This is a genomic window from Oceanicola sp. S124, assembly GCF_000220565.1.
Lineage (GTDB): Bacteria > Pseudomonadota > Alphaproteobacteria > Rhodobacterales > Rhodobacteraceae > Pseudooceanicola.
Genome location: NZ_AFPM01000268.1, coordinates 1 through 7,932 on the forward strand (window position 1 = coordinate 1; position 7,932 = coordinate 7,932).

General features: G+C 68.6%; 10 protein-coding genes. 2 read left to right on the forward strand and 8 right to left on the reverse strand.

Translation table 11 applies throughout. The features are described from left to right. From OS124_RS0117870 to OS124_RS0117905, 8 genes are all read right to left on the reverse strand, one after another. Window positions 1-467: MsnO8 family LLM class oxidoreductase (locus OS124_RS0117870; protein ID WP_010141232.1), on the reverse strand; the 467-nt coding region annotated here is incomplete at its 3' end. Between the two features lie 23 nt (window positions 468-490). Then, window positions 491-1,174, reverse strand: coding sequence for a M48 family metallopeptidase (locus OS124_RS0117875; protein WP_029375549.1), 684 nt, complete (start codon window positions 1,172-1,174; stop codon window positions 491-493). 180 nt (window positions 1,175-1,354) lie between these two features. Continuing rightward, window positions 1,355-1,783, reverse strand: a complete 429-nt coding sequence (locus OS124_RS0117880; protein ID WP_010141234.1) for an OsmC family peroxiredoxin — start codon at window positions 1,781-1,783, stop codon at window positions 1,355-1,357. 69 nt (window positions 1,784-1,852) lie between these two features. Continuing rightward, window positions 1,853-3,037: a vWA domain-containing protein gene (locus OS124_RS0117885; RefSeq protein ID WP_010141235.1), complete on the reverse strand. Its 1,185-nt coding sequence runs from the start codon at window positions 3,035-3,037 to the stop codon at window positions 1,853-1,855. A 33-nt stretch (window positions 3,038-3,070) separates the two neighbouring features. Next, window positions 3,071-3,238, reverse strand: a complete 168-nt coding sequence (locus tag OS124_RS27585; protein ID WP_010141236.1) for a hypothetical protein — start codon at window positions 3,236-3,238, stop codon at window positions 3,071-3,073. A 43-nt stretch (window positions 3,239-3,281) separates the two neighbouring features. Further along, on the reverse strand, window positions 3,282-4,676 hold the full coding sequence (locus OS124_RS0117895) for a DUF2927 domain-containing protein (RefSeq protein ID WP_010141237.1): 1,395 nt from the start codon (window positions 4,674-4,676) through the stop codon (window positions 3,282-3,284). 2 nt (window positions 4,677-4,678) lie between these two features. Further along, window positions 4,679-5,122, reverse strand: a complete 444-nt coding sequence (locus OS124_RS0117900; RefSeq protein ID WP_010141238.1) for a GNAT family N-acetyltransferase — start codon at window positions 5,120-5,122, stop codon at window positions 4,679-4,681. 146 nt (window positions 5,123-5,268) lie between these two features. Continuing rightward, window positions 5,269-6,117: an AAA family ATPase gene (locus OS124_RS0117905; protein WP_010141239.1), complete on the reverse strand. Its 849-nt coding sequence runs from the start codon at window positions 6,115-6,117 to the stop codon at window positions 5,269-5,271. 466 nt (window positions 6,118-6,583) lie between these two features. On the opposite strand from OS124_RS0117905, the gene dksA reads away from it, so the two are divergent. Beyond that, the gene (dksA, locus tag OS124_RS0117910) at window positions 6,584-7,006 is read left to right on the forward strand and encodes an RNA polymerase-binding protein DksA (protein WP_010141240.1); all 423 of its coding nucleotides are present in this window, start codon (window positions 6,584-6,586) and stop codon (window positions 7,004-7,006) included. Between the two features lie 252 nt (window positions 7,007-7,258). Beyond that, a partial coding sequence (locus tag OS124_RS25165; protein ID WP_010141242.1) for an FAD-dependent oxidoreductase occupies window positions 7,259-7,932 on the forward strand: 674 nt, incomplete at its 3' end.

A 7,932-nucleotide genomic window follows, 5' to 3' on the forward strand; every position in this document is an offset into this window, starting at 1 on the left:
CCTTCGCCGGGAATGGCGTGCAGGCTCTGGCCCTCCTGCGGATCGCCGAGATAGGCCAGCAGCTCTCCGACATCGCGGGGGAAGTGGTCCTCGCCGCCCATGTGGCGGCGCAGCGCCCGCGCCGTCGCCATGTCGGTGCCGGGCGCCCGGCCCAGCCCGAGGTCGATGCGGCCCGGGTAGATCTCGGCCAGGGTGCCGAACTGCTCGGCCACGGCCAGCGGCGAGTGGTTGGGCAGCATGATGCCCCCGGCCCCGACGCGGATGCGTCTGGTCTGGCCGGCGATATGGCCGATCATCACCGCCGTTGCCGACGAGGCGATGCCGGGCATGTTGTGGTGTTCGGCCAGCCAGAGGCGGTTGTAGCCGAAGCCTTCCGCCGCCTGGGCAAGGGCGACCGAATTGGCGATGGCCTGCGCGGCGGAGCTGCCCTCGGGGATCGGGGCGAGGTCGAGGAGGGAATATTTCATCGGGGTCCTTTCAGGGCGGGTCTTCACCCGTGCCAGCGGCTCTCCAGCCTGCGGATCGCTGCGACGCGTTCCGAGGTGCGGGGATGGCTCATCAGCCAGGCGGCGCGACCGGCGCCGCCCGCGCCGGTAAGGTGTTTCAGTTTTTCCAGCAGCGAGATCTGCGGTGCGGTGCCGATGCCCGCCTTGGTCAGCAGGGCGGCTGCATAGGCGTCGGCCTCGTATTCGTCGCCGCGCGAAAGACGCGCGGCCAGCAACGACATGGCGGCGCTGGCGATCATCGGGCCGAGACCGGGAATGAAGCGCCCCAGCACCTGCGCCAGGCCGACCCTGAGGGCGTTCTGGCTGGAAAAGTCGATCATCCGCCGCCGGCTGTGGCCAAGCGCCACGTGCCCCAGCTCATGGGCGATGACCGAAGCCAGCTCCTCGGCGCTGACGCGCCCTGCACGATAGGCCTCGAGGAAGCCGCGGGTCAGGAAGATCCGCCCGTCCGGCGCCGCCAGACCGTTGATCGCGGGGATGTCATAGAGATGCACCCGGATGCGTGGCAGGTCCAGCGCCCGGGCGAGGCGCTGGTTCAGCTCGCGCAGCCCCGGTTCGGCCAGCTCGGCCGAGCGCTGATCCAGCTCGGCCTTCAGCTTCCAGGTCGAGAAGCGCCAGACCACGAGGGCATAGAGCAGGGCCAGCAGGATGGGGGTGAACTTCAGCATGCAGCCGATATGTGGGCGGCTGGCGGGCAGGGCAAGGGGCCGCCCTGCAGAGCGGCGCGGCAGGTTGCGCGCGGCTGCGGGGATCATCCCTCAGCGGCGGGTGAGGATGGCCGGGGCCACGCGGTGGCGCCCCCGGCCCGGTCTGGCGACGGGCCCGGTCTTGCGGCAGGCGCGCGCGGCTCAGAGCAGCTCGGCGTCCAGGGTGATCTCGGCGGCGGCCAGCAGGCGCGAGACCGGGCAGGTCTCCTTGGCGGTTTTGGCAGCCTCGAAGAAGGCCTCGCGGTCGGCGCCCGGAATGGTGGCCTTCAGGTCAAGCTCGACGGCGGTAATCGTGAAGCCGGCATCGTCCTTTTCCATCTTCACCGTGGCCTTGGTTTCCAGCCTCTCGGCGACCATGCCGGCCTCTTCCAGCACCTTCGAGAGCGCCATGGTGAAACACCCGGCATGGGCCGCGCCGATCAGCTCTTCGGGATTGGTGCCGGGGGCATCCTCGAAACGGGTGTTGAAGCCGTAGGGCTGATCCGAGAGTGCTCCGGACTGGGTCGAGATATGGCCCGAGCCGTCCTTGATGGTGCCGGTCCAGCGGGCGGATGCGGTCTTGCGGATCATGGGAACCTCCTTGGGTTGGGTGTCTTGCTGACCCAACACCGCGTCCGCGCAGAGGTTCCACGCCGACGCCTAGCGCACCAGGTCGCGCATCCCGCGGTCCAGCCCCTCCAGGGTCATCGGCACCATGCGATCCTCGAAGAGCTCCCGGATCATGCCGATGGAGTGGGTGTAGTCCCAGTAGCGTTCGGGCACCGGGTTGATCCAGAGATGATCCGGCCAGTGCTCGCGGGCGCGTTGCAGCCAGGTCTGGCCGGCCTCGGGGTTCCAGTGTTCGCTGGCGCCGCCGGGGTAGGCGATCTCGTAGGGGCTCATGCTGGCGTCGCCGACGAAGATGCACTTGTAGTCGGCGTCATAGGTGCGCAGGACCTCCCAGGTCGGGGTCTGCTCGGTCCAGCGACGGGCGTTCTCGCGCCAGACGCCCTCGTAGAGGCAGTTGTGGAAGTAGTAGTGTTCGAGGTGCTTGAACTCGGCCCGCGCGGCCGAGAACAGCTCTTCCACCACCTTCACATGCGGGTCCATCGAGCCGCCGACATCGAGAAACAGCAGCACCTTCACCGCGTTGCGCCGCTCGGGCCTGGTCTGCACGTCGAGATAGCCGTGCTCGGCGGTGGCGCGGATGGTGCCGTCGAGGTCCAGCTCGTCACGGGCGCCGTCGCGGGCCCATTTGCGCAGCCGTTTCAGCGCCACCTTGATGTTGCGGGTGCCCAGCTCCTGCGCATCGTCGAAATCGCGGAACTCGCGCTTGTCCCAGACCTTGACGGCGCGCTGGTGGCGGCTGTCCTTCTGGCCGATGCGCACGCCCTCGGGGTTGTAGCCATCGGCGCCGAAGGGCGAGGTGCCCCCGGTGCCGATCCACTTGTTGCCGCCCTGGTGGCGTTCCTTCTGCTCTTCCAGCCGCTGCTTCAGCGTCTCCATCAGCTTCTCGAAGCCACCAAGCGCCTCGATCCGCGCCTTTTCCTCTTCGGTGAGGTGTTTGGCGGCCATCGAGCGCAGCCAGTCCTCGGGGATCTGCACCGCCTCGATGACCTGCTCGGCGCTGATCTCTTCCAGGCCCGAGAAGGCGGCGGCGAAGGCGCGGTCGAAACGGTCGATGTTGCGCTCGTCCTTCACCATGGCGGCGCGGGCGAGGTAGTAGAAGCCCTCGGGGTCATAGGTGACCAGCCCGGCCTTCAACGCTTCGAGGAAGGTCAGGTACTCCCGCAGGCTGACGGGCACCGCGTGGCTGCGCAGGGCGTCGAAGAAGGGAATGAACATCAGAACCTCCGGGGCAGGGCACCGGCGGCGGGATCAGGCCAGCGCGCGGTGGATGAAGAGGGTCACGAAGAGCCCGATCAGCGCGAAGAGGATGGCATGGGTGGCGGCATATTGGAACATGTCACGCCGGTCGCCGCCGCGGGATTTCGCCCGCCAGGCCCCGAAGAGCGCGCCGATCACAAGGCCTGCAACTGCGAACATCTGGGGCTCCTCCTGCCGTCTGGTCTGTCCTGGCCGGGCGATCCTAGCCGCGGCCACGCCGGGCCGGGCTCAGCGCCGCGATCTCCTGAAGACGGGCGCGCACGGCCCAGTCCGGGCCGAAGCCGTAGCGTGCCCAGCCCAGAGAGTCCAGCCGCACCCGCCGGGCCTCGTCCGGGCGGCCGGTGCGTTCCAGCGCCTCGGCACGCAGCATCTCGATATTGGCCAGCAGCATGGCGTTCTGGTAGTCGCGCGCCACCGCCTCGCGCCCGGCCAGCAGCGCCAGGGTGCGCTCTGGCTTGCCCTCGGCGAGAGCATAGGCGGCAAGCTGCACGGCGGTATGGGCCGCGTGCAGGCGGGTGTGGGGATCGGCGGAATAGATCTCGTGGGCGCGCGTCAGGTAGCCCTTGGCGCGCCCGGGGTCCTGGGCCTGGGCCAGTCGTCCCAGCATGTAGTACGAGAAGGCCAGCCGGTGGTCGCTCCAGCCATAGGACTGGGCCAGGGCCACCGCCTGCTGTGCGCCGCGCACCCGGTTGGCCGGCGAGGCGCCGGGGCCGAGCGCACGGGCCACCGCCAGCTTCCAGGCCCCCGGCGTCTCGCCGAGGCGGCGCGGTGCCACCGCACGCCCCTGCGGGTTCAGCCGGTCGAGCAGGGCAGGCAGGCGCGCGGCGACCTCGGCCCGGCTCATCCCCGAGCGCAGCTCGGGCGCATAGGTCACGCGCAGGATCAGCATGTCGTAGGCGGTGAGGATGGAGTGGATGTTGTCGTCGTTGAAGGTGCTGTCAGGCAGCCGGTAAAGGTCGTTCAGCGGCCCCAGGGACTGCGCCAGTTCTTCGTGCAGGCAATCGCGCAACTCTTGCGGGGGGGCATCCGCAGGTACGAAGATCGCCAGCCTTTCGCGGGTCTGCAGCTGTGCCCAGTCGGTCTTCGCCTGTCGGCGCGCGCGGCGATACTGGCTGAGCTGGCTGATCCCCGGGACGACGAAACAGGCGGCGGCGGGCAGCTCGCGGCGGATGTCGTCGCCGGCGACGGCGCTGATGTTCAGGTTGCCCTCCTGTCCCAGCGGCAGGCGGACGATGTCGATCCCCGCCTCGCGCCGCAGCCGGGCAATCACCACGTCGAGGTCACGCGCCATGCCCGGAGGCACCTGCCCCGAAAGGCCGACCCGGATCTGCCCCTCGAAGCGGGTGAAGACGGGCAGCTTGCGGCCGGATTCCAGCTGGAAGCTGAGATCCAGGAAATCCCGCGCCAGGTCGGCGTTCGACACCGCCACCGAGGCCGGCGGGGGCCCGGCCGGGAACAGCTTCATCGGCGGCAGGTCGGGCAGGGCCTGCTGGGCGGCGCGTGTCGGCGTGGACGGGGGCTCGAGCGGCGGCGGGCCCATGCAGGCGGCGGGCAGCAGGAGCGTGAGGCAAAGGCCGAGGCGGGGCAGCAGGACCATGATCAGAGATCCATGCCGTACTTGATGAAGTCTGTCTTGCGGGCCAGCCGGTCATAGAGCTGGCGCGCCGTGGCATTGCCCTCCTGGGTCATCCAGTAGAGGGCGGAACTGCCGGCGGCGCGGGCTTCGTCCCGGACCGCCTCGATCAGCGCCCGGCCCATGCCGGTGCCGCGTGCCTCGGGGGCGGCATAGAGATCCTGCAGATAGCAGACGTCCGCGTCATGCCAGTTGTGCGCGTGGAAGATGTAGTGCACCAGCCCCATGGGCTGCCCGTCGACCAGCGCCAGCCGCCCCCACTGGGGGCGCGCCGGATCGAGCAGCCGCGCGAAGGTCAGGTCGTAGGTCCGGGCGGGCAGGGTGGTCTCGTAGAAGGTCAGGTAGCCTTCCCAGAGCGCCCCCCAGTCGGCACGGTCGGCGGCAACGAGGGGGCGGATGTCGATGGTCATTGTCTTGTCTTCCTGTTGGCATCGTCAGCGTTGCGCATTTTCCGCGCCAGGAAAACAGATTTTACGTATCAGTCGCCGATCGGCACAGGTTCGGGCGGGTGACCCCGCGCGCCTCCTGTGCCGGATGCCCGCAGAAGGGGCAGGGCTCAGCGCCGCTGCCCGCGGGCCATGAAGGCCAGCTTTTCGAACAGATGCACGTCCTGCTCGTTCTTCAGCAGCGCGCCGTGCAGCTTCGGCAGCGCATTGGCCCCGTCGCGCTTCAGGTCTTCTGGGGTCAGGTCCTCGGCCAGCAGCAGCTTCAGCCAGTCCAGCACCTCGGAGGTCGAGGGCTTCTTCTTCAGGCCCGGCATCTCGCGCAGCTCGAAGAACTGGGTCAGGGCGGCGGTCAGCAGCTCGACCTTGATGCCGGGGTGATGCACCTCGACGATCCTGCGCATCGTCTCCATGTCGGGGAAGCGGATGTAGTGGAAGAAGCAGCGGCGCAGGAAGGCGTCGGGCAGCTCCTTCTCGTTGTTCGAGGTGATGATGACGATGGGGCGGTTGAGGGCGCGGATGGTCTCTCCGGTCTCGTAGACGTGGAATTCCATCCGGTCGAGTTCCTGCAGCAGGTCGTTGGGGAATTCGATGTCGGCCTTGTCGATCTCGTCGATCAGCAGCACCACGCGCTCGGGCGCGGTGAAGGCCTGCCAGAGCTTGCCCTGGCGGATGTAATTCGCGACATCATGCACGCGCTCTTCGCCCAGTTGGCTGTCGCGCAGGCGCGAGACCGCATCGTATTCATAGAGGCCCTGCTGGGCGCGGGTGGTGGACTTGATGTTCCATTCGATCATCGGCGTGCCGAGGCTTTCGGCTACCTGGCGGGCCAGTTCGGTCTTGCCGGTGCCGGGCTCGCCCTTGACCAGCAGCGGCCGCTGCAGGGTGATCGCCGCATTGACCGCGACGGTCAGATCCTCGGTTGCCACGTAGTCTGCCGTGCCTTCGAAACGCGCCGTCATGAAACCCTCCCTCCGGTTGCCCCTGAAGGGGTAGGGGGCAGGGCCGGGATTGGCAAGCGCGCCGCCACGTCCCGCCCGGATCGCAGGCCCCGGAACAGGGGGGGGCGAGGGCCCGGATCCCCGCGTTAAGCATGTCATTTGAGCAAATTCCTTAGGCTCAGGTTCACCAAAACAGGGGCAATTTTATCGGAAGCCGTTGCTTTCCACGCTTGCCTCGCCCGCTCGACCTTCACGGCAGCGTGAGTGTAAGTCACCGCCATGGCGAGGTTTTTCCCGGCAGGGGACAGGCTGGCAGGGGCGTCGCCGGGCACCCGGGCGCCCTTGTTTTGCGATGCGCATCAGCGCCATGACTAACGGATTGTGTAGTGACATTGCTTGCCCGAGGCGTTAATCCCCCTCCGCAGGGGACCCCGCTGCCCGGGAAGGCTCTTCTCTCCCGGGGCGAGGACAAGTTCGGGAGCCGCTGATGAAAGCAGAAACTTTCCTTGAAGACGACTATCGTCCCGCCGAGGACGAGCCGTTCATGAATGACCGTCAGACCGAGTATTTCCGTCGCAAGCTGTTGGCCTGGAAAGAGGAAATCCTCTCCGACAGCCGCGATACGATCGAAGGCATGAAGGACTCCACCCGCAATATTCCCGATATCGCGGATCGCGCCAGCGAAGAGACCGACCGGGCGCTGGAGCTGCGCACCCGGGACCGCCAGCGCAAGCTGGTTGCCAAGATCGACAGCGCCCTGCGCCGGATCGACGAGGGCGAATACGGCTATTGCGAAGTGACCGGTGAACCGATCAGCCTGAAGCGTCTCGACGCCCGGCCGATCGCCACCATGAGCCTCGAGGCGCAGGAGCGTCACGAGCGCCGCGAGAAGGTCCACCGCGACGATTGATCCGGGGCCGGCCGGGCGGGGGGCATTCCGTCGCGGCGAGGAACAGGATCCGCGAAAACTCAGCGACGCCGGGGCTTTGCCCCGGCGTTGTTGCATTCTCGCAAGGGCGTTGCGGCAGCCTTGTCGCTTGCATCCCGGGGCCATCAGGCGCCATATCTTTCCGCCCCGCGCCGGGGTCGCCTGCGATTCCGCTGTGTACAGGCCCCGGCCAGATCCGCGTCGGCCCATGGCGCAGCAGCAGGAGACCGGCCCGTGCCGCTGGATGGAATGAGGATTGCCGTGATCGGCGCCGGGATCGGCGGCCTTGCGGCTGCCCGGGCGCTGGCCCTGCGCGGTGCCGAGGTCACGGTGCTGGAGCAGGCCGAGAAGATCCGCGAGGTCGGGGCCGGGCTGCAGATCAGCCCGAATGGTGCGGCGGTGCTGCGCGGCCTGGGGATCGAGCCTGCGACGATCGGCATGCGCAACGAGGCTGTGCACCTGCTGGACCGTTCGGGGCGTACGGCGATCCGCATGGGGCTGGACGACAGCGGCTACTACCTCTGCCACCGCGCCGACCTGATTGCCGCGCTGGCCCATGGCGCCCGCCAGGCCGGGGCCCGCATCCGCCTGCTGCAACGTGTCGAGACCATCGAGACCGGCGCCGCACCTGACAGCGGCCCCGAGATCCGCATTGCCAACCAGGCCCGGATGCGGCCGGACCTCGTAGTCGGCGCCGACGGGCTGCATTCGCGCCTGCGCGGGGGTGATCCTGGGCCGGGCCGAGCCGAAGTTCACCGGCCAGGTGGCCTGGCGCGCGGTGGTGCCCTCGGCCCCCGGCGATCCCGAGGCGGCCGAGGCGCGGCTGTTCATGGGGCCGGGCGCCACCTGGTGACCTACCCGCTGCGCGGCGGTGCCTACCGAAATATCGTCGCAGTGGAAGAGCGCCG

Coding starts and splice junctions, on each gene's coding strand:
- OS124_RS0117875 (WP_029375549.1), bottom strand. CDS start 1,174: ATGCTGAAGTTCACCCCCATCCTGCTGGCCCTGCTCTATGCCCTCGTG.
- OS124_RS0117880 (WP_010141234.1), bottom strand. CDS start 1,783: ATGATCCGCAAGACCGCATCCGCCCGCTGGACCGGCACCATCAAGGAC.
- OS124_RS0117885 (WP_010141235.1), bottom strand. CDS start 3,037: ATGTTCATTCCCTTCTTCGACGCCCTGCGCAGCCACGCGGTGCCCGTC.
- OS124_RS27585 (WP_010141236.1), bottom strand. CDS start 3,238: ATGTTCGCAGTTGCAGGCCTTGTGATCGGCGCGCTCTTCGGGGCCTGG.
- OS124_RS0117895 (WP_010141237.1), bottom strand. CDS start 4,676: ATGGTCCTGCTGCCCCGCCTCGGCCTTTGCCTCACGCTCCTGCTGCCC.
- OS124_RS0117900 (WP_010141238.1), bottom strand. CDS start 5,122: ATGACCATCGACATCCGCCCCCTCGTTGCCGCCGACCGTGCCGACTGG.
- OS124_RS0117905 (WP_010141239.1), bottom strand. CDS start 6,117: ATGACGGCGCGTTTCGAAGGCACGGCAGACTACGTGGCAACCGAGGAT.
- dksA (WP_010141240.1), top strand. CDS start 6,584: ATGAAAGCAGAAACTTTCCTTGAAGACGACTATCGTCCCGCCGAGGAC.